Annotated in this window: 16 protein-coding genes; 8 read left to right on the forward strand and 8 right to left on the reverse strand. The window is 60.6% G+C overall.

Annotated elements, in window-relative coordinates; all coding sequences use genetic code 11:
• Positions 1 to 386: 386 nt before the first annotated feature.
• The 5 genes from mnmE to rpmH form a co-directional block, all read right to left on the reverse strand.
• Positions 387 to 1757: a tRNA uridine-5-carboxymethylaminomethyl(34) synthesis GTPase MnmE gene (gene mnmE / locus ACMCNM_RS00260; RefSeq protein ID WP_027592072.1), complete on the reverse strand. Its 1371-nt coding sequence runs from the start codon at positions 1755 to 1757 to the stop codon at positions 387 to 389.
• 82 nt (positions 1758 to 1839) lie between these two features.
• Positions 1840 to 3522, reverse strand: a complete 1683-nt coding sequence (yidC, locus tag ACMCNM_RS00265; protein WP_186679308.1) for a membrane protein insertase YidC — start codon at positions 3520 to 3522, stop codon at positions 1840 to 1842.
• A gap of 2 nt (positions 3523 to 3524) precedes the next feature.
• Positions 3525 to 3770, reverse strand: a complete 246-nt coding sequence (gene yidD, locus ACMCNM_RS00270) for a membrane protein insertion efficiency factor YidD (RefSeq protein WP_075046823.1) — start codon at positions 3768 to 3770, stop codon at positions 3525 to 3527.
• Positions 3763 to 4167, reverse strand: a complete 405-nt coding sequence (gene rnpA, locus ACMCNM_RS00275; protein WP_077068714.1) for a ribonuclease P protein component — start codon at positions 4165 to 4167, stop codon at positions 3763 to 3765. Before rnpA ends, yidD begins: the two co-directional genes overlap by 8 nt.
• A gap of 13 nt (positions 4168 to 4180) precedes the next feature.
• The gene (rpmH, locus tag ACMCNM_RS00280; protein ID WP_003253163.1) at positions 4181 to 4315 is read right to left on the reverse strand and encodes a 50S ribosomal protein L34; all 135 of its coding nucleotides are present in this window, start codon (positions 4313 to 4315) and stop codon (positions 4181 to 4183) included.
• A 596-nt stretch (positions 4316 to 4911) separates the two neighbouring features.
• On the opposite strand from rpmH, the gene dnaA reads away from it, so the two are divergent.
• The 4 genes from dnaA to gyrB are packed head-to-tail and all read left to right on the forward strand — an operon-like array spanning position 4912 to position 11129.
• Complete coding sequence (dnaA, locus tag ACMCNM_RS00285; RefSeq protein ID WP_027592069.1) at positions 4912 to 6441, forward strand: chromosomal replication initiator protein DnaA; 1530 nt, start codon at positions 4912 to 4914, stop codon at positions 6439 to 6441.
• Positions 6442 to 6481: 40 nt separating this feature from the next.
• Positions 6482 to 7585: a DNA polymerase III subunit beta gene (dnaN, locus tag ACMCNM_RS00290; protein ID WP_085272137.1), complete on the forward strand. Its 1104-nt coding sequence runs from the start codon at positions 6482 to 6484 to the stop codon at positions 7583 to 7585.
• Positions 7586 to 7600: 15 nt separating this feature from the next.
• The gene (gene recF / locus ACMCNM_RS00295) at positions 7601 to 8704 is read left to right on the forward strand and encodes a DNA replication/repair protein RecF (RefSeq protein ID WP_412763763.1); all 1104 of its coding nucleotides are present in this window, start codon (positions 7601 to 7603) and stop codon (positions 8702 to 8704) included.
• Positions 8705 to 8708: 4 nt separating this feature from the next.
• Positions 8709 to 11129 (forward strand): DNA topoisomerase (ATP-hydrolyzing) subunit B, encoded by a 2421-nt coding sequence (gene gyrB / locus ACMCNM_RS00300; RefSeq protein WP_027592066.1) that lies wholly within the window; start codon positions 8709 to 8711, stop codon positions 11127 to 11129.
• A gap of 68 nt (positions 11130 to 11197) precedes the next feature.
• Here gyrB and ACMCNM_RS00305 read toward each other — a convergent pair whose 3' ends face one another.
• Together ACMCNM_RS00305 and ACMCNM_RS00310 are read right to left on the reverse strand one after the other, a co-directional pair.
• Entirely contained in the window at positions 11198 to 11620 is a 423-nt protein-coding gene (locus ACMCNM_RS00305; protein WP_412763764.1) for an RcnB family protein, read from the reverse strand.
• Positions 11621 to 11760: 140 nt separating this feature from the next.
• Positions 11761 to 13062 carry a sigma-54 interaction domain-containing protein gene (locus ACMCNM_RS00310; RefSeq protein ID WP_412763765.1) on the reverse strand — a complete coding sequence of 434 codons (1302 nt, stop codon included), beginning with the start codon at positions 13060 to 13062 and terminating at the stop codon, positions 11761 to 11763.
• 222 nt (positions 13063 to 13284) lie between these two features.
• Between ACMCNM_RS00310 and ACMCNM_RS00315 the strand changes: the two genes are divergently transcribed.
• The 3 genes from ACMCNM_RS00315 to ACMCNM_RS00325 are packed head-to-tail and all read left to right on the forward strand — an operon-like array spanning position 13285 to position 16304.
• A complete protein-coding gene (locus tag ACMCNM_RS00315; RefSeq protein WP_412763766.1) occupies positions 13285 to 14169 on the forward strand; it encodes an MBL fold metallo-hydrolase in 885 nt (294 codons plus the stop codon).
• A gap of 39 nt (positions 14170 to 14208) precedes the next feature.
• The gene (locus tag ACMCNM_RS00320; protein WP_412763767.1) at positions 14209 to 15489 is read left to right on the forward strand and encodes an FAD/NAD(P)-binding oxidoreductase; all 1281 of its coding nucleotides are present in this window, start codon (positions 14209 to 14211) and stop codon (positions 15487 to 15489) included.
• Complete coding sequence (locus ACMCNM_RS00325; protein WP_412763768.1) at positions 15486 to 16304, forward strand: sulfite exporter TauE/SafE family protein; 819 nt, start codon at positions 15486 to 15488, stop codon at positions 16302 to 16304. Before ACMCNM_RS00320 ends, ACMCNM_RS00325 begins: the two co-directional genes overlap by 4 nt.
• On the opposite strand, the gene ACMCNM_RS00330 is transcribed toward ACMCNM_RS00325, so the two are convergent.
• Positions 16293 to 17180 (reverse strand): LysR family transcriptional regulator, encoded by an 888-nt coding sequence (locus ACMCNM_RS00330; protein WP_027592060.1) that lies wholly within the window; start codon positions 17178 to 17180, stop codon positions 16293 to 16295. The two genes, ACMCNM_RS00325 and ACMCNM_RS00330, sit on opposite strands and share 12 nt — an antisense overlap.
• 160 nt (positions 17181 to 17340) lie before the next feature.
• On the opposite strand from ACMCNM_RS00330, the gene ACMCNM_RS00335 reads away from it, so the two are divergent.
• The gene (locus tag ACMCNM_RS00335; protein ID WP_412763769.1) at positions 17341 to 18987 is read left to right on the forward strand and encodes a GMC family oxidoreductase; all 1647 of its coding nucleotides are present in this window, start codon (positions 17341 to 17343) and stop codon (positions 18985 to 18987) included.
• The last annotated feature ends 23 nt before the right edge of the window (positions 18988 to 19010 follow it).

The raw sequence follows: 19010 nt of genomic DNA on the forward strand, positions 1-19010 counted from the left end.
GCTTTGTTTTTATGTTTATTCTTATGCACACACCTTTCTGTGGATAAAGTTACACAGCCCTTACACTGCGCTGTGTACAGAGAAATTAAACCCTGTTATCCAAGTGCCATAAGGCCTCTGGATAACGTCCTTTAGCCTGTGGATTAAAGTGCTACTTATGCACAAGCGGTTTTTTCCTCAAGAAAAAGAGGGGGTTATCAAGAGAGCTGATGGAGGGTTTTCCACAGGGTACAGGCGAGTGTTTTGGCTGCTGTGGATGAAATAAAACCGGAAGTCGAGCCGTGCTTTTGCTACCCACAGCCCCTTGCTAACCAATCGCCGGGCAAAAAAAAGCCGCTCCCGAAGGAGCGGCCTGGTGGTGCGAGTGCCTTTTGAAGGCCTGTGGATTACTTACCGATGCAGAAACTGGAGAAGATGCGCCCCAACAGGTCATCCGAGCTGAACGCCCCTGTGATCTCTCCCAGGGCCTGCTGAGCCTGTCGCAGGTCCTCAGCCAGCAGCTCACCGGCCCCCGCCAGGGTCAATTGCGCGCGGCCATGCTCCAGGTGATCGCTGGCCTGGCGCAGAGCATCGAGGTGGCGCCGGCGGGCGCTGAAACCGCTCTCGGCGGTCTGTTCATAACCCATGCAGGCCTTGAGGTGGTCGCGCAGCAACTGCAAGCCACTGTCGTCGTCCTTGGCGCTGAGGGTGATGGTCACATGGCCGTCGTCACACTGTTCCAGGCCCACGGCCTCACCACTGAGGTCAGCCTTGTTGCGGATCAGGGTGACTTTGCCAGGGTCTGGCCGCTGATCGAGGAACTCCGGCCAGAGGGCAAACGGGTCTGCGGCTTCCGGGGCTGTGGAATCCACCACCAGCAATACACGATCCGCTTCGCCAATGGCCTTGAGCGCCCGCTCGACGCCGATTTTTTCCACATGGTCATCGGTATCACGCAGGCCTGCAGTGTCGACCACATGCAACGGCATGCCATCGATGTGGATATGTTCACGCAGGATGTCGCGGGTGGTGCCGGCGATGTCGGTGACGATGGCGGCTTCGCGGCCCGCAAGGCGGTTCAGCAGGCTGGATTTACCCGCATTCGGACGGCCGGCAATAACTACGGTCATGCCATCGCGCAGCAAAGCGCCCTGCCCGGCTTCGCGTTGCACTGTGGACAACTCGCCACGCACCGCGTCCAGCATCGACAGCACGTGGCCATCGGCGAGGAAGTCGATCTCCTCCTCAGGAAAGTCGATCGCCGCTTCGACATAGATCCGCAAGGCGATCAGCGCCTCGGTAAGGCTGTGCACACGCTTGGAGAACTCACCTTGTAGCGAACGCAAGGCATTGCGCGCGGCCTGGCTGGAGCTGGCCTCGATAAGGTCGGCGATCGCCTCGGCTTGCGCCAGGTCGAGCTTGTCGTTGAGAAACGCACGCTCGCTGAACTCACCGGGCCGGGCCAGGCGGCAACCAAGTTGTACACAGCGTTGCAGCAGCATGTCGAGGACCACCGGCCCACCATGCCCCTGCAGCTCGAGCACATCCTCACCGGTGAACGAGTTCGGCCCCGGGAAGTACAACGCGATGCCTTCGTCCAGGACCAGGCCCTGGTCATCACGGAAGGGCCCGTAATGCGCATGGCGAGGCGTCAGGGTGCGGCCGGTGATGAGCTGGCCTGCCTTGGCCGCCAGAGGGCCAGACAAGCGGACAATGCCCACGCCACCGCGGCCTTGGGCGGTAGCGATGGCAGCGATGGTCTCACGCACAGTGTTCATGCTCGAAAGCCTCTACGACAAAAACGACAGATAGCAAAAACGCCCCACTAGGGGGCGTTTTTATTCACAGACTAGCAGCCCGTCAAGCAGCAGCTTTTTTAGTCGCTGCTTCGATATTGCGGGTGATGTACCACTGCTGCGAAATCGACAGGCAGTTGTTCACAACCCAGTACAGCACCAGGCCAGCCGGGAACCACAGGAAGAAGAAGGTGAAGATGATTGGCATCATTTTCATTACCTTGGCCTGCATCGGATCCGGCGGCGTCGGGTTCAGGCGCTGCTGAATGAACATGGTGGCGCCCATGATGATCGGCAGGATGAAGAACGGATCCTTGATCGACAGGTCAGTGATCCACAGCATCCATGGGGCCTGGCGCATTTCTACGCTTTCCAGCAGTACCCAGTACAGGGCCAGGAATACCGGCATCTGAACCAGGATCGGCAGGCAGCCACCCAGCGGGTTGATCTTCTCTTTCTTGTACAGCTCCATCATCGCCTGGGACATCTTCTGGCGATCATCACCGAAGCGTTCCTTCAGCGCAGCGAGCTTCGGCGCCACGGCACGCATGCGCGCCATCGAGCGGTAGCTGGCAGCCGACAGCGGGAAGAACAGGCCTTTGATCAGCATGGTCAGGACGATGATCGACCAGCCCCAGTTACCCAGCAGGCTGTGGATATGTTGCAGCAGCCAGAAGATCGGTTGGGCAATGAACCACAGGAAGCCGTAGTCGACGGTCAGTTCCAGGCCTGGGGACAACTCTTTGAGCTTGGACTGGATCTTCGGACCGGCGTACAGCATGGCGCTGGTTTCGACCTTGCCGCCAGCCGGAACGCTGATGGCTGGGCCGGTGTAGCCGATGATGTAGTTGCCTTGGCTGTCCTTGCGGGTCTGGACAACGTTGTTGTCCGACTTGGCCGGGATCCAGGCAGTGACGAAGTAGTGCTGCAGCCAGGCGACCCAGCCGCCGGACACATTTTCTTTCAAACTACCTTTGTCGATGTCCTTCATCGACACTTTCTTGTACGGCTCGGCAGCTGTCCACAGGGCGGCGCCCAGGTAGGTAGCGGTGCCGGTGGCCGTGCTCGAAGACGGATCGCCACTGGCGTCACGCTTGAGCTGGGCAAACATGTTGCCGCTCCAAGCCTGGCTGCTCTGGTTGTCGATCAGGTAGCTGACGGTCAGGTCGTACTCACCGCGCTTGAAGCTGAAGCGCTTGATGTAGTTCACACCGTTGTCGCTGAACTTCAGGTCCACCACCAGTTGTTCCTGGCCATCGGCCAGCTGGTAGTTGCGCTGTTCAGCCGCGTACAGCGGGCGACCCGTGGAACGGGCGTCCGGGCCATTGGCGCCGGTCAGGCCGCTCTGGGCCAGGTAAACACGCTCGCCACCGTTGTCGAACAACTGGAACGGAATGTTCGGGTGGTCCTGACGGCGTGGGTACTTCGGCAGGTTCAGCTGGACGATGTCACCACCCACCGGGTCGATAGCCAGTTCCAGAACATCGGTCTTGACGCGGACCAGATCCTTGCTGAGTGCGACCGGTGCCAGTTCGGCAGGGCTCGATTCGGCGTTGGCGCTCGGTACATCGGCGCTGGCACCGTTGTTACCGGCCGGCACGCCATCGGGCAAGCCCGGAGCAACAGTGCTGGCAGCAGTATTCTGAGTCGGCAGGGCAGCTTGGCCGTAGTCATCGTTCCACTTCAGGACCATGACGTAGGACACGACTGCCAGCGCGGCGATCAGGATCGTGCGTTTAATATCCATGATTACTCGGCTATCGAAGAAGTTCGGGAGGAAGGAGCGGGTGGAACGGGATCGAAACCGCCGTCGTTCCACGGATGACAACGCCCCAGGCGACGAACGGCCAGCCACCCACCACGCCATAAGCCATGGTTTTCGATGGCTTCGTAAGCGTAACAGGAGCAGCTGGGGAAGAAACGACAGTGACTGGCCATCAGAGGACTGATGGCATAACGGTAAAACTGGATCGGAACGAGTGCCAGTTTACGCATCTTGGCTGTCTACCCCTGCGGAATCGGCGCTAACCGCTGGAGAAGGCCGGCTGCGCGCCAGGCGTTTCCAGAGCTTGCCAAAGTGTTGATGCAATTCCGGGTTTTCTACCTCACCCAATCCCTTGCGCGCGACGATCACGATGTCCAGGCCAGCGAGTATCTGCTGGTTCAGACGAAAGGAATCGCGCATCAAGCGCTTGAGGCGATTGCGTTGAACGGCGAGCTTGACGCTCTTCTTGCCGATCACCAGGCCAAGGCGCGGATGATCGAGGCCGTTCTCGCGAGCAAGGATCAGCAGGTTTTTCCCTGGAACCTTGCCGGTTGGGGAGTCGAAGACCGCTTTGAAATGTCGGGGTGTAAGCAGTCGCTTTTCCCGACTGAAGTCCTGACTCACCACCTGTGCCGAAAAATCAAATGGCCAGACGCTTACGGCCTTTGGCACGACGACGCGACAGAACAGCGCGGCCGTTCTTGGTAGCCATACGAGCACGGAAACCGTGAGTGCGCGCGCGCTTGATGGTGCTTGGTTGGAAAGTACGTTTCATGGCGTGTTACCTGGGTTTGTCGACGACGGCCGGGATGGCCCCCTTTTTAAGAGACCGGCGATTCTAGAGAAAGCAAGCCAATAGGTCAATTTCCAACCAGTCATTCCTTATAGAAGGCGTGACGGGCTCGGTCGATCAGACGCTGCCCAGACACGGCCTTAGCGTGAACGCACATCGGGGGATAACATGAAAAAAAAGAAGAGACATTTAAAAAGCTTTCTTAAAGAACTTATAAATCTTAAGTGGATAACTTTCTGTGGATAACGTTCTGCAGCCCAGAAATAGCGGGCTGTACAGAGTTTTGAAACCCTGTCGGTATCCGGTGCTGCGCTTGTGCTCCGCATGCGCAGAAGCTGTGGATTAAAGTGCTCATTATCCACAGGTGAATTATCCACAGATCTCAACCCAGGGTTGTGCATAGCCCTCAGGCGCGGTTATCCACAGAGCTTATGCACAGCGCAATAAAGCCGTTTTGGTCGATAAATGGCTGTTTTGTCATGGCTCCTAACGTATCCACATGTGGATAACTGATCGCTCGACCGGTACAATGGCGGTTTGTTTTTGCCTCATCCGGCTTTCAAACTCAGGGGATATCCGTGTCAGTGGAACTTTGGCAGCAGTGCGTGGAGCTTCTGCGCGATGAACTGCCTGCCCAGCAATTCAACACCTGGATCCGTCCGCTACAGGTCGAAGCCGAAGGCGACGAGTTGCGCGTCTATGCGCCTAACCGTTTCGTTCTCGATTGGGTCAATGAAAAGTACCTGGGTCGTCTGCTCGAGCTGTTGGGTGAGAACGGCAGCGGCATTGCGCCTGCCCTTTCCTTATTAATAGGCAGCCGTCGCAGCTCGGCGCCGCGGGCCGCGCCCAATGCGCCGGTCAGTGCCGCTGTGGCCGCTTCGCTGGCGCAGACCCAGGTACAAAAAGCCGCGCCTGCTGCGATGTCGGTAGAGCCTGCCGCTGCGCCTGTGGAAGCTGCGCAGGTCAATGAGGTTGCCGAGCCTTCGTCGCGTGACAGCTTTGATGCCATGGCCGAGCCTGCGCCGGCACCGGCTACCAACACCCGCACCGAACAGCGCACTGTTCAGGTTGAAGGTGCCCTCAAGCACACCAGTTACCTGAACCGCACGTTCACTTTCGACACCTTCGTCGAAGGTAAGTCGAACCAGCTGGCGCGGGCCGCTGCCTGGCAGGTCGCCGACAACCCGAAGCATGGCTACAACCCGCTCTTCCTTTATGGGGGTGTGGGCTTGGGTAAAACCCACTTGATGCATGCTGTGGGTAACCACCTGCTGAAGAAAAATCCGAATGCCAAGGTGGTCTACTTGCATTCGGAGCGTTTCGTCGCGGACATGGTCAAGGCGCTGCAGCTCAATGCCATCAACGAATTCAAGCGCTTCTACCGCTCGGTCGATGCGTTGCTGATCGACGACATCCAGTTCTTCGCCCGCAAAGAGCGTTCCCAGGAAGAGTTTTTCCACACCTTCAACGCCCTGCTCGAGGGCGGCCAGCAGGTGATCCTCACCTCCGACCGCTACCCGAAGGAAATCGAAGGCCTGGAAGAACGTCTGAAATCCCGCTTCGGCTGGGGCCTCACCGTTGCGGTAGAGCCTCCCGAGCTGGAAACGCGTGTCGCGATTCTGATGAAGAAAGCGGACCAGGCTAAAGTCGAGCTGCCGCATGACGCTGCCTTCTTTATTGCCCAGCGCATCCGCTCTAACGTCCGCGAATTGGAAGGTGCCCTGAAGCGGGTGATCGCTCACTCGCACTTCATGGGCCGCGACATCACCATCGAACTGATTCGCGAATCGCTCAAAGACTTGCTGGCGCTGCAAGACAAGCTGGTCAGTGTGGATAACATTCAGCGCACAGTGGCCGAGTACTACAAGATCAAGATCTCCGATCTGTTGTCCAAGCGTCGCTCGCGTTCTGTTGCGCGCCCGCGCCAGGTAGCCATGGCCCTGTCGAAGGAGCTGACCAACCACAGTCTGCCGGAGATCGGCGACATGTTTGGTGGTCGCGACCACACGACCGTGCTGCACGCCTGCCGCAAAATCAACGAACTGAAGGAATCCGACGCGGACATCCGCGAGGACTACAAGAACCTGCTGCGGACGCTGACGACCTGATGGCCGTCTGCGCAGCTAATTGAAGGCAAGGGACTAGACCATGCATTTCACCATTCAACGCGAAGCCCTGTTGAAACCCCTGCAACTGGTCGCCGGTGTCGTCGAGCGCCGTCAGACCTTGCCGGTCCTGTCTAACGTATTGCTGGTTGTGCAAGGCCAGCAGCTGTCGTTGACCGGTACCGACCTGGAAGTCGAACTGGTAGGCCGCGTGCAACTGGAAGAGCCAGCCGAGCCTGGCGAAATCACTGTCCCGGCCCGTAAGCTGATGGACATCTGCAAAAGCCTGCCAAACGACGTCCTGATCGATATCAAGGTCGACGAGCAAAAACTGTTGGTCAAGGCCGGCCGCAGCCGCTTCACCCTGTCGACCCTGCCCGCCAATGACTTCCCGACGGTGGAAGAAGGCCCAGGCTCGCTGACCTGCAACTTGGAACAGAGCAAGCTGCGCCGCCTGATTGAGCGCACCAGCTTTGCCATGGCTCAGCAGGATGTGCGCTACTACCTCAACGGCATGCTGCTGGAGGTGTCGCGTAATACCCTGCGCGCCGTCTCTACCGATGGCCACCGCCTGGCGCTGTGCTCCATGAGCGCGCCCATCGAGCAGGATGATCGCCACCAGGTGATCGTGCCGCGCAAAGGTATCCTGGAGCTCGCGCGCCTGCTGACTGATCCGGAAGGCATGGTCAGCATCGTCCTGGGGCAACACCACATTCGCGCAACCACCGGCGAGTTCACCTTCACCTCCAAGCTGGTGGATGGCAAATTCCCGGACTACGAGCGTGTTCTGCCTAAGGGTGGCGACAAGCTGGTAATCGGTGATCGTCAGGCGCTGCGTGAGGCATTCAGCCGTACCGCGATCCTGTCCAACGAAAAGTACCGCGGCATTCGCCTGCAACTGGCCGCTGGCCAACTGAAGATTCAGGCCAACAACCCTGAGCAGGAAGAAGCAGAAGAAGAGATCAGCGTCGACTACAACGGCAGCGCGCTGGAGATCGGCTTCAACGTCAGCTACTTGCTGGACGTGCTGGGCGTGATGACGACCGAGCAGGTGCGTCTGATTCTGTCCGACTCCAACAGCAGTGCGCTGCTGCAGGAGGCTGGCAATGATGACTCTTCCTACGTTGTCATGCCGATGCGTCTGTAACCTGTAGCAGACTGAATGTCCCTTCGACGTATCATGGTCACCGCGGTGCGCAACCTGCACCCGGTGACCCTCTCACCCTCTCCCCGCATCAACATCCTCTACGGTGCTAACGGCAGCGGCAAAACCAGTGTGCTCGAAGCTGTGCACTTGCTGGGGCTGGCGCGCTCGTTCCGCAGTACCCGCCTGAACCCGGTCATCCAGTACGAGCAGCCAGCTTGCACCGTGTTTGGCGAGGTTGAGTTGACGTCGGGGGGCACCAGCAACCTGGGCGTATCTCGCGAGCGGCAAGGTGATTTCACCATCCGTATTGACGGGCAGAATGCCAAAAGCGCGGCGCAGTTGGCCGAGTTGCTGCCCCTGCAGCTGATTAACCCAGACAGTTTCAGGCTGTTGGAAGGCGCCCCGAAAATTCGCCGCCAATTCCTGGATTGGGGAGTGTTCCACGTGGAACCTCGTTTTCTGCCTGCCTGGCAACGTCTGCAGAAGGCGCTCCGGCAGCGGAACTCGTGGTTGCGGCATGGTACACTTGACCCAGCTTCGCAAGCCGCCTGGGATCGGGAATTGTGCCTGGCCAGCGCGGAAATAGATGAATACCGTCGCAACTACCTCAAGGCCTTGAAGCCCGTCTTCGAGCGAACCCTGAGCGAACTGGTCGAGCTTGACGGGTTGACCCTGAGCTATTACCGAGGCTGGGACAAGGACCGGGAACTCAACGAAGTACTCGCCTCCTCTCTTCTTCGTGACCAGCAAATGGGCCACACCCAGGCCGGTCCGCAGCGTGCTGATCTGCGTCTTCGTTTGGCTGCCAATAACGCAGCCGACATTCTGTCGCGAGGGCAGCAGAAACTTGTGGTGTGTGCGCTACGCATTGCCCAAGGGCACCTCGTCAGCCAGGCTCGCCGCGGTCACTGTATTTATCTCGTGGATGACTTGCCGTCAGAACTGGACGAGCAACACCGCCGCGCATTGTGCCGCTTGCTAGAAGAATTACGCTGCCAGGTGTTCATCACCTGTGTAGATCACGAATTACTGAGGGAAGGCTGGCAGACGGAAACGCCAGTTGCTTTGTTCCACGTGGAACAGGGCCGTATCACCCAGACCCACGACCATCGGGAGTGAAGGCATGAGCGAAAATCAAACGTACGACTCCTCCAGCATTAAAGTGCTGAAAGGTTTGGATGCCGTACGCAAGCGTCCCGGCATGTACATTGGCGACACCGATGATGGTAGCGGCCTGCACCACATGGTCTTCGAAGTGGTCGACAACTCGATCGACGAAGCCCTCGCCGGTCATTGCGATGACATCACTGTCATCATCCACACGGATGAATCCATCAGCGTGCGCGACAACGGTCGCGGCATTCCGGTTGACGTGCATAAAGAAGAAGGCGTATCGGCAGCCGAGGTCATCATGACCGTGCTGCACGCCGGCGGTAAGTTCGACGACAACTCGTACAAAGTTTCGGGCGGCCTGCACGGTGTGGGTGTTTCCGTGGTTAACGCCCTGTCCGAGAAGCTGGTGCTGACCGTGCGTCGCAGCGGCAAGATCTGGGAGCAAACCTACGTTCATGGTGTCCCTCAAGCGCCGATGGCGATTGTGGGTGACAGCGAAACGACCGGTACCCACATCCACTTCAAGCCTTCGGCTGAGACGTTCAAGAACATCCACTTCAGCTGGGACATCCTGGCCAAGCGGATCCGTGAACTGTCGTTCCTCAATTCGGGCGTCGGCATTCTGCTCAAGGATGAACGCAGCGGTAAGGAAGAGTTCTTCAAATACGAAGGCGGCCTGCGTGCGTTCGTCGAGTACCTGAACACCAACAAGACGCCGGTGAACAACCAGGTGTTCCACTTCAACGTCCAGCGTGACGATGGTGTGGGTGTTGAAGTTGCCCTGCAGTGGAACGACAGCTTCAACGAAAACCTGCTGTGCTTCACCAACAACATTCCGCAGCGCGATGGCGGTACTCACTTGGTGGGTTTCCGTTCTTCGCTGACCCGCAGCCTGAACAGCTACATCGAGCAGGAAGGCCTGGCCAAGAAGAACAAGGTGGCGACCACGGGCGATGACGCCCGTGAAGGCCTGACCGCGATCATCTCGGTCAAGGTCCCTGACCCTAAGTTCAGCTCCCAGACCAAAGACAAGCTGGTTTCCTCGGAGGTGAAAACCGCCGTGGAACAGGAGATGAACAAGTACTTCTCGGACTTCCTGCTCGAGAACCCGAACGAAGCCAAAGCTGTTGTCGGCAAGATGATCGACGCCGCCCGTGCCCGCGAAGCCGCGCGCAAGGCGCGTGAAATGACTCGCCGCAAAGGTGCACTGGACATCGCGGGCTTGCCAGGCAAGTTGGCCGACTGCCAGGAGAAGGACCCTGCCCTTTCCGAACTGTACCTGGTGGAGGGTGACTCCGCCGGTGGTTCGGCCAAGCAAGGTCGTAACCGTCGCACTCAGGCGATCCTGCCGTTGAAGGGTAAGATCCTCAACGTCGAGAAGGCTCGCTTCGACAAGATGATCTCGTCCCAGGAGGTCGGTACGCTGATCACCGCACTGGGCTGTGGTATCGGTCGCGAAGAGTACAACATCGACAAACTGCGTTATCACAACATCATCATCATGACCGATGCTGACGTTGACGGTTCGCACATCCGTACCCTGCTGCTGACCTTCTTCTTCCGTCAGCTGCCAGAGCTGGTCGAGCGTGGCTACATCTACATTGCCCAGCCACCGTTGTACAAGGTGAAGAAAGGCAAGCAGGAGCAGTACATCAAGGACGACGAGGCCATGGAAGAGTACATGACCCAATCGGCCCTGGAAGATGCCAGCCTGCACCTGGACGAGTCGGCGCCAGCGGTTTCCGGTGTTCAGCTGGAGAGCCTGGTGAACGAGTTCCGTGGCGTGATGAAGACCCTCAAGCGTTTGTCGCGCCTGTACCCACAGGAGCTGACCGAGCACTTCATCTACCTGCCGGAAGTTACCCTGGAGCAACTGGGCGACCACGCTGTGATGCAGGCCTGGCTGGCCAAGTTCCAGGAGCGTCTGAGCAGCACCCAGAAGTCGGGCCTGGCGTATCAAGCCAGCCTGCGCGAAGACAAGGAACGCAATGTCTGGCTGCCGGAAGTGGAAATCACCTCGCACGGCCTGGCCAGCTACATCACCTTCAACCGCGATTTCTTCGGCAGCAACGACTACCGTACCGTGGTCAACATCGGTTCCAAGCTGGCCAGCCTGCTGGGCGAAGGTGCTTATGTGCAGCGTGGCGAGCGCCGCAAGGCAATCGTCGAGTTCAAGGAAGGCCTGGACTGGCTGATGAACGAAAGCACCAAGCGCCACACCATCCAGCGATACAAAGGGCTGGGTGAGATGAACCCGGACCAGCTGTGGGAAACCACCATGGACCCAACCGTGCGCCGCATGCTCAAGGTCACCATCGAAGACGCGATCGCTGCCGATCAGATCTTCAACACTTTGATGGGCGACGCAGTGGAACCTCGCCGCGAGTTCATCGAAAGCAACGCGCTGTCGGTATCGAACCTGGACTTCTGATCAGGTGTAGGTTGAACGACAAAAAAAGCCCGCGAAAGCGGGCTTTTTTATGCGTGCGGTACGGTGGGTCAGTAGCCGCTGAGAATGTTCACGATCACCCCACTGGCAATCGCCACCAGCACGTAGTCGCCATTCACAGCCAACCAACGGTGGTCACGCGGTGGCGCATAGAGGTGACGTGCACGCCAGTCGGTTACCCAGTAGCGATCGCCGCGGTAATGGGGGTCAACGGCATGCCCGCGTTGCCATTGCTGATGAGGTATCGGCATACCCGGCTGTGGACGGAAGTTCGGGTTTTGGTAAGGGGCTGGCGCATGGCCGTTACCCGGCCGACCCTGCGGCTGTTTGCCGTGCTGGCCGTTGCCATGCGGTGTGTTGCCCTGATGGGAGGGGCCGTTGCCATGCCCCGGGGGTGGGCCCGGTTGAGCAAAGCTGGCCAGCGGCGCGCTGAACATCAGCGCGGCGCACAGCACGGTCAGGGTTTTCTTCATGTGTTGCTGATCCTCTGCATGTTAATGCCCAGCGCAAGTTCTGTTCGCCTGGTGCGGTTAATGGATCAGACAGCGGTTTTGCCAAGCTACTCCTTGGCTCGAGGTAAAGGTCAGGTAAAGGTGGGCAAGGCCTAGACTGCCTACGTGCCCAGGCCCAGTGCCTTCAGGCGTCGATAGAGGGTGCGCTCACTCATGCCCAAGTGGCGCGCCAGCTCACTGCGTGGGCCCTGAAACTGCTCCAGCGCCTGCGCCAGCTCACTCAGGTCGCTATGGCCTCGGCCCCTGGTCACGCCGGGTGCAATCGGTGGGCCGATGTCGTCAGGCAGGTGCTCGGGACGGATCAGCCCGTCATCGGCAAACAGCCGTGCCCGCTCAAGGATGTTACGCAACTCGCGGATATTGCCCGGGAACGGATGCAGCCCGAGGTGCTTCAATGCGTCATCGGCCAACCTGGGCGCGGGCTGCCCAGCCATACGCTGGAGCAGGCTCTCGACCAGCAATGGCAGGTCCTCCACGCGCTCACGCAGGGCAGGCAGCCGTATAGGAAAGCCACTGATGCGGTAATACAGATCCTCACGGAACGTACCTTCGGCGACCATTTTCTTGAGCGGCTTGTGCGTGGCCGAGACCAAACGGAAATCCGAGTGCACGGTCCGCAGGCTGCCCACCGGGCGGAAGCTGCCGGACTCGATCAGGCGCAGCAGCTTGACCTGCATGGCCATCGGCACTTCGCCGATTTCGTCGAGGAACAACGTGCCGCCATGTGCGGCTTCGGCCAGACCGATCTTGCGTTGGTTGGCGCCGGTGAATGCCCCTTTCTCGTAGCCGAACAGCTCGCTCTCGAACAGCGACTCGGTCAAGGCGGTGCAGTCGACCACGACCAACGGCCCGTTTGCGCGCGGGCTGCCCATGTGCAGGGCGCGGGCGAACAGCTCTTTGCCGGTACCCGATTCGCCCTGGAGCAACACCGGGATTTGCGCGGGCGCCGCGCGCTGCAGGCTGGCCAATGCTGCCTTGAACGCTGGCGCCCGCCCTACCAAGCCCTGCTGCTGAGGTTGCGCTGCGGCGAGCGTGATGGTGGTGAGGCGCTCGACAAAGGCCACCACCCTGCCCTGCTCATCCAGGATCGGCCGCAACTCGACGTCCACATGCTCAGGGCCTCGTGGCGTGTGATGAATGTGCAGCACACGTTCCGGCACCTTGCTGTCCCATGCCTTGCGCATGGGGCAATGCTCGCCGGCCTGGTCGCACGGCACGGCATAGTGGTGCGAGACCTTGTGGCATTTTTCACCCAGCGGCGCCTGCTGGTCTCGGCCGAACTGGCGGCGGTAGGCCGCGTTGGCTGCGAGGATGTTGTAGTCCGTGTCCAGCACGATGGTGGGCAGGGCATCGTGTTCGAGGTAGGAAACCAACGCTAGGATGATGTGATGAGGCTCAGGCATGACGGCACCGATGTGATAACCCGGCGGAGGGTAGCAAGGACTGCCAAACACTGCCATTGGCTGACAGTCGACTGCCAACGTGGCTGCCATGTTGCCAGGCAAGCGCCAGCCTGGCCCGTATTCATTGGCCAAGGCCTGTGAAAAACCCTGGAATGCATCTTGATAAACCTCTGGTCACTGCCTACGCCTCTATAGGGGGCGTAGGAAACTTTGGAGAACGTGATGATCATCGGTAACAACCTTCACGTGGAAGCCTTCTTCGACGAGGCGACCTCGACCATCAGCTACTTGCTCATGGACGGCGAGACGCGCAAATGCGCGTTGATCGACAGCGTTTTGGATTACGACCCCAAGTCGGGGCGCACCTGCACCGCCTCGGCAGACCGGTTGATCACCCGGGTAAAGGCGCTCGATGCCGAGGTGCAGTGGATACTGGAAACCCATGTGCATGCAGACCACCTGTCGGCCGCGGCCTATCTGAAGGACAAGCTCGGCGGCCACACCGCCATCGGTGCGCAGATCACCCAGGTGCAGAAAGTGTTTGGCGCGCTGTTCAATGCCGAACCCGGCTTTGCCCGGGATGGCAGCCAGTTCGATGTCCTGCTGGAGGATGAGGAAGGTTTCCGTATCGGCAACCTGCATGCCCGTGCTTTGCACACGCCGGGGCACACCCCCGCCTGCATGAGCTATGTGGTGGTCGATGGCGGTGAAACGGCGGTGTTCGTCGGTGACACGCTGTTCATGCCCGACTATGGCACGGCCCGTTGCGACTTCCCCGGTGCTGATGCCCGCACCCTGTATCGCTCGATCCGCCGCCTGCTGGCCTTCCCCGACCAGACCCGGTTGTTCATGTGCCACGACTACCTGCCGGGCGGGCGCGACATGCAATACGTCACGACCGTGGCCGAGCAACGTGTCAGCAATATCCATATTCACCACGGCATCGACGAAGACAGCTTCGTGGCCATGCGCGAAGCCCGCGACAAGACCCTCGACATGCCCGTGCTGATCCTGCCATCGGTGCAGGTCAACATGCGCAGCGGCCACTTCCCTGAGCCCGAGGCCAATGGCGTGAGCTACCTGAAGATTCCACTGAACACGCTTTAACCGCTTTTACCCATAACGAGATTTCCAGGAAATACCGCCATGCCTGCCTTGCTCCACCCTGCCAAAACGCTCAATACCGACCACCACAAAGTGGTGATCGTCGGTGCCGGTGCTGCCGGTATCGCCACCGCGTCCAGCCTGATCAGCCGTGATCCGTCACTGGATATCGCCCTGATCGACCCCGCCGACGTGCATTACTACCAGCCCGGCTGGACCCTGGTCGGTGCCGGCGTGTTCAAGGCGCCAGACACGGCGCGCACCATGGCCTCGACCCTTCCCCGTGGCGTACATTGGATCAAGGCGCGCGTGCAGGGCTTCGACCCTTTGGGCCAGTTGGTCGTACTCGAAGATGGCCGCGCTATCAGCTATGAACAGTTGGTGGTTTGCCCAGGCCTGAAACTCGATTGGCAGGCCATCGACGGCCTGAGCGAGACACTGGGCCGTAACGGCGTGACCTCCAACTACCGCTACGACCTGGCCTCGTACACCTGGCAACTGGTGCAGCAGCTCAAGCAGGGTCGCGCCTTGTTCACCCAACCGCCGATGCCGATCAAGTGCGCTGGTGCGCCACAGAAAGCGCTGTACCTGTCTTGCGACCACTGGCTGCGCCACGGGCACTTGGGGGATGTGAAAGCCAGTTTCTTCAACGCCGGGGCCGTGCTGTTTGGCGTGGCCGACTACGTGCCCGCACTGATGGCTTACATCGACAAGTACGCCGTGGACCTTAACTACGCCCATCGCCTGGTGGCGGTGGATGGCCCCGGCAAGCGCGCGACGTTCGTGCGTACCTTGGCCGACGGCAGCACTGAAACCCGAGTCGAGGCCTTCGACATGCTTCACGTGGTGCCGCCGCAGGTGGCGCCAGACTTCATTCGCGAGAGCCCGTTAGCAGACAGCGCGGGCTGGGTCGACGTCGACCCGCAGACCTTGCGCCATCGAAAGTTCACCAATATCCATGCCCTGGGCGACGTGGCCAACACCAGTAATGCCAAGACTGCTGCGGCAGCGCGCAAGCAGGCGCCGGTAGTGGCCAATAACGTGTTGGTGGGGTTGGGCAGGCTCCCTACCCTCGCCATGTACGACGGCTATGGTTCGTGCCCGCTGACTGTCGAGCGCGGCAAGATCGTGCTGGCCGAGTTCACCTACGGCGGCAAAGTGGCGCCGAGCTTCCCCCGTTGGCTACTCGATGGCCGACGGCCGACGCGCCTGGCCTGGTTGCTCAAGGCGCGGGTACTGCCGCCGTTGTACTGGAAAGGCATGCTCAAGGGGCGTGAATGGTTGGCGCGGCCGCAGCCATTGGTAGCTGAGGCCAAACAGTGATCGAACACCAACTGTTGGGCGCAGGCTTGGGGGCGGTCATCGGTGCCGTGCTGGCCTTGACCGGTGCGGGGGGCGGTATTCTTGCGGTGCCATTGCTGGTGTTTGGCCTTGGCCTGTCGATGGCCGAGGCGGCGCCAGTCGGCCTGTTGGCGGTGGGCCTTGCTGCCGCCGTGGGGGCAGTGCTGGGTTTGCGTCAGGGGTTGGTGCGCTACCGAGCGGCGTTGTTCATTGCCCTGATCGGCATCGCGGTCGCGCCCTTCGGCCTCATGCTGGCGCACCGGGTGCCCAACACGCCGCTGGCATTGGTATTCGCCGGCGTGCTGGTCTACGCCTGCCTGCGCATTTGGCGCAAGGCGGCCAGGGAGCTGTGCGGTGAAGCCAACGATGCTCACCGCTACATCGAACCCTGCGTGCTCAACCCGCTGCAGGGCCGTTTACGCTGGACGTTGCCCTGCGCACGCGCCCTGGCCTTTACCGGCGCGCTGTCGGGGTTGCTGTCCGGGTTGCTGGGCGTGGGCGGTGGGTTTGTGATCATCCCCGCCTTGAACCGCTACACCAATTTGCGCATGGCCAGCATTGTCTCGACCTCGCTGGCGGTGATTGCACTGGTGTCCACGGGGAGCGTGGTCAGCGCCAGCCTGGCGGGGGTGATGCACTGGCAGGTCGGCGCACCGTTTGCGCTCGGTGCGGTGGTCGGTTTGCTGCTGGCGCGGCCATTGGCAGCCAAACTCGCCGGGCCGCGCTTGCAGCAGATGTTTGCCGTGGCCGGTTGGGCGGCCGCCCTGCTGTTGGCCGGCAAGGCGCTACTGGGCTAGCAGCTCGCCCTGTTCGGCGGCACACAGCGCCAGCAGGTAGTCCCACACTACCCGCAGGCGCACCGATTTGTGCAGCTCGCGACGGGTGCAGATCCAATAGCTGCGCTGGATGGTTTCGCTGGGCAGCACCCGGACCAGCGTCGGGTCATGGCGCGCCATGAAGTTGGGCAGCACGGCAATGCCAAGGCCCGCGCGCGCCGCGTGTTGCTGGGCGATCACGCTGGTGCTGCGAAACGCCACGTTGGGCGCGCGGCAGAAACTGTTGAGAAACAGCAGCTCCTGGCTGAACAGCAAGTCATCGACGTAGCCGATCCAGCTGTGCCGAGCCAGGTCTTCGCGGTTGCGCAGCGGCGGTGCACGGTCGAGGTAGGCTTGGCTGGCGTAGAGCGCCAGGCGGTAGTCGGTGAGCTTGCGGGTGATCAGCAGGTCGGCGTTGGGCCGCTCCAGGTGGATGCTGATTTCCGCCTCGCGGTTGAGGATGCTGACGAAGCGCGGCACCGCCACCAGTTCCACCTCAAGGCCTGGGTAGCGCTCGAACAGCGCGTTCATGCGCGGGGTGAAGAACATGATGCCAATGCCTTCGGTCACCCCCAGGCGGATCTTGCCCAGCGGGGTGATGGCTTGGGTGATTTCTTCCTGCGCCAGCAAGGCGACGTTTTCCATGGCTTCGGCGTGCTTGAGCAGGGCCTGCCCGGACGGGGTCAAGTCGTAGCCTTGGGCATGCTGCACGAACAGTGGCGTGCCCAGGCTTTTCTCGATGCTCTCGATATGCCGGGCGACGGTGCTGTGGGTGGTATTGAGGCGTTTGGCGGCAGTGAGCAAACGGCCGCTGCGCTGCAACTCGAGGAAAAACCGCAGATCGTTCCAGTCGAACATGCTGATCCTTTTGGGCTGTTCACTCTGGCCGGCGATGGCCAAAGCAGACATGTCACTGTGCTAAAACGCACAGCGGCTGCGCGAAATCTCGTGTTTCCACAGCGAAATTAATCAATAAGATGGTTCGGGACAAGAACAATAATCAGGCGCGAGGTTGCACATGCCATCAGCCGATTCTGTCTTCGACTACGTGGTCGTGGGCGCCGGCCCAGCCGGGTGCCTGCTGGCCAATCGATTGTCCGCCGACCCTTCCTGCCGCGTGCTGCTGCTGGAAGCGGGTGGCCGTGACAACTATCCCTGGATCCACATCCCCGTCGGCTACCTCTATTGCATCGGCAACCCCCGCACTGACTGGTGCTTCAAGACCGAAGCACAAAGCGGCCTGGGTGGTCGCAGCCTGGGTTATCCACGGGGCAAGGTGCTGGGCGGTTGTTCATCGATCAACGGCATGATCTACATGCGCGGCCAGGCGGCTGACTATGACCACTGGGCCGAGCAAGGCAACCCAGGCTGGGCCTGGAAGGACGTACTGCCACTGTTCAAGGCCAGTGAAAACCACTTTGCCGGTAACAGCGAGCACCATGGCGCTGCCGGCGAATGGCGGGTCGAGCGCCAGCGTTACAGCTGGCCGATCCTCGATGCGTTCCGCGAGGCGGCCGAGCAAAGTGGCATCGCCAAGGTCGACGACTTCAACACCGGTGACAACCAGGGCTGTGGATACTTTCAGGTCAACCAGCGCAGTGGCGTGCGCTGGAACGCGTCAAAGGCGTTTCTTCGGCCCGTGCTCAGCCGGTCCAACCTGACGGTGCTGACCGGTGTAGATGTCGATCAGGTACTGCTCAACAACACCCGTGCCCGTGCGGTAAAAGCCCGCTGGCAAGGTGCCTGGCACGAGTTCGCTGCCCGTCGCGAGATCATTCTGTGCGCCGGCGCCGTCGGCTCGCCGGGGATCCTGCAACGGTCTGGCATCGGCCCGCGCAAGCTGCTCGAAGACTTGGGTATTGGCGTGCGGCATGACATGCCCGGTGTCGGCGGCAACCTGCAGGACCACCTGCAATTGCGCCTGATCTACCAGATCCGCAACACCCGTACCCTGAACCAGATGGCCAACAGCCTGTGGGGCAAGATGGGCATGGGCCTGCGTTATCTCTATGACCGCAGCGGCCCGCTGGCCATGGCGCCGAGCCAGCTGGGTGCGTTTGTGCGCTCCAGCCCCGAACAGGCCACGGCCAACTTGCAGTACCACGTGCAGCCCTTGTCGCTGGAGCGGTTCGGCGAGCCATTGCACCGCTTCCCGGCCTTCACCGCTTCGGTGTGCAACCTGCGCCCGCTCAGCCGCGGGCGCATCGACATCCGCGCCGCTGATATGCACAGCGCGCCACTGATCGACCCTAACTACCTCAGTGACCCACAGGACTTGCGGGTCGCCGCAGACGCCATCCGCATGACGCGGCGCATTGTCCAGGCCCCTGCCCTCGCGGCCTTTGCCCCCCAGGAATACCTGCCGGGCCCTGCCCTGCAAAGCGAAGACGAGTTGTTCGAGGCCGCTGGCAAGATTGGCACCACCATCTTCCATCCCGTGGGCACCTGCCGCATGGGCAGTGGCCCAGAGGATGTTGTGGATAACCAGTTGCGCGTGCATGGCATCCCAGGCTTACGGGTGGCGGATGCCTCGATCATGCCGCAGATCACCTCCGGCAATACCTGTTCACCCACGCTGATGATCGCCGAAAAGGCGGCGCAACTTATCCTCAAAGGAGCTGCGACCCAGACCTACCTAAACGAAGACGCAATACCGACGCCCTGACCCGGGTGCGTGCAACACCGGCA

This window comes from Pseudomonas sp. NGC7 (assembly GCF_047159675.1).
Taxonomy (GTDB): domain Bacteria; phylum Pseudomonadota; class Gammaproteobacteria; order Pseudomonadales; family Pseudomonadaceae; genus Aquipseudomonas; species Aquipseudomonas kermanshahensis.

Excerpts from the sequence above, each read along its gene's own strand:
- rpmH (WP_003253163.1), bottom strand. The coding sequence starts at position 4,315 with ATGAAACGTACTTTCCAACCAAGCACCATCAAGCGCGCGCGCACTCAC.
- ACMCNM_RS00320 (WP_412763767.1), top strand. The coding sequence starts at position 14,209 with ATGCCTGCCTTGCTCCACCCTGCCAAAACGCTCAATACCGACCACCAC.
- ACMCNM_RS00305 (WP_412763764.1), bottom strand. The coding sequence starts at position 11,620 with ATGAAGAAAACCCTGACCGTGCTGTGCGCCGCGCTGATGTTCAGCGCG.
- ACMCNM_RS00310 (WP_412763765.1), bottom strand. The coding sequence starts at position 13,062 with ATGCCTGAGCCTCATCACATCATCCTAGCGTTGGTTTCCTACCTCGAA.
- ACMCNM_RS00315 (WP_412763766.1), top strand. The coding sequence starts at position 13,285 with ATGATCATCGGTAACAACCTTCACGTGGAAGCCTTCTTCGACGAGGCG.
- ACMCNM_RS00335 (WP_412763769.1), top strand. The coding sequence starts at position 17,341 with ATGCCATCAGCCGATTCTGTCTTCGACTACGTGGTCGTGGGCGCCGGC.
- gyrB (WP_027592066.1), top strand. The coding sequence starts at position 8,709 with ATGAGCGAAAATCAAACGTACGACTCCTCCAGCATTAAAGTGCTGAAA.
- ACMCNM_RS00330 (WP_027592060.1), bottom strand. The coding sequence starts at position 17,180 with ATGTTCGACTGGAACGATCTGCGGTTTTTCCTCGAGTTGCAGCGCAGC.
- recF (WP_412763763.1), top strand. The coding sequence starts at position 7,601 with ATGTCCCTTCGACGTATCATGGTCACCGCGGTGCGCAACCTGCACCCG.
- yidD (WP_075046823.1), bottom strand. The coding sequence starts at position 3,770 with ATGCGTAAACTGGCACTCGTTCCGATCCAGTTTTACCGTTATGCCATC.
- yidC (WP_186679308.1), bottom strand. The coding sequence starts at position 3,522 with ATGGATATTAAACGCACGATCCTGATCGCCGCGCTGGCAGTCGTGTCC.
- mnmE (WP_027592072.1), bottom strand. The coding sequence starts at position 1,757 with ATGAACACTGTGCGTGAGACCATCGCTGCCATCGCTACCGCCCAAGGC.
- dnaN (WP_085272137.1), top strand. The coding sequence starts at position 6,482 with ATGCATTTCACCATTCAACGCGAAGCCCTGTTGAAACCCCTGCAACTG.